At 46.8% G+C, this 1108-nt stretch carries 1 protein-coding gene; it reads right to left on the reverse strand.

Going from position 1 to position 1108, the window contains the following annotated elements:
• Window positions 1–1108, reverse strand: a 1108-nt coding sequence (locus A3729_RS20855) for an exodeoxyribonuclease V subunit beta (protein ID WP_304439739.1), incomplete at both ends; no start/stop codon positions are given.

Genomic DNA, 1108 nt, shown 5'->3' on the forward strand with positions numbered 1-1108 from the left:
CAAACCTTCAAGTATTGCTTCACGGTCAAGCAGATAAGCCCAGGCAGTTTTCGCTACCCCCAAACTAAGTACGCCCGCGCCTTTATAAAAGTAGGTACCAAGGAAGCATTGATATTTTGCTCGTGTCAGTGCGACATATAATAAGCGGATATCTTCAGCCAGCCGCTCTCGGTCCACCAAACTGACATTTGACTCTTGCTTGAGTAAGTCGAGGTTTAACTTGCCGCTCTGATCATAAAACCACGCCATATCAGCACCACGGCCTGTGAATACAAACGGTAGAAAGACATAGGGATACTCTAAGCCCTTACTTTTGTGAATCGTGACGATACGAATTAGCTGTTCATCACTTTCAAGACGTAGACGACTCTCATCATCAGCCAGTACCGACGCTGAAATATTCTGACGAAACCAACGCAGTAGCGCAAAGTGACCACGTGTGACTTGCGCCTGACTTTGTAATAACTCCGCTAGCTGATTAACATTACTAAGGCGTCTTTCCCAGTCCTGGAACTGTGAGGCATCCTGGTGCCAAGATGCATAGACACCCAAGCGACTCATAGCGTCACGTATCGCGGCTAAGACTCCATGGCGATTCCAACATTTATGCAAGTCATTAAACAGCTCAAGATAATACTCCAAAACACTATCGTTATTTCGAATATCCAAGAGGCGTTCGTCGTCGATGCAAAAGAATAATTCAGACAGACAGCTCATTAGCAGATACTCATCACCCGGCTCTGCTATCGCTGCAAGCAAGCGATAAATGGCCTGCGCTTCTTCACTATCGTAAATATTGCTCTTGCCTTCGTAGCTTGCACTTAAGCCATAGCGTGCAAGGCGTTGCTTAACTAGCTCGGCCTCTTTTCCTGAACGAACTAATACGGCAATGTCTGAGTAAGCGGCCTTTCCTTCAGTCAGCAATGCAAGAATTTGTTGGACGCAATGATCGGCAAGTATGGAGGTCATCGCTTTTATATCACGTCCTTCAGGTCTTACTTGAGTGATGCAAAACGCAGGCTGACCACGCAAGTGCTCGGGTGTACTCTTCGCCGCGTTTACAGCGTTAAAAGGGATGTCTTCTGCGATAAATGGATTCGATTCGCGC

This window comes from Oleiphilus sp. HI0043 (assembly GCF_001634935.1).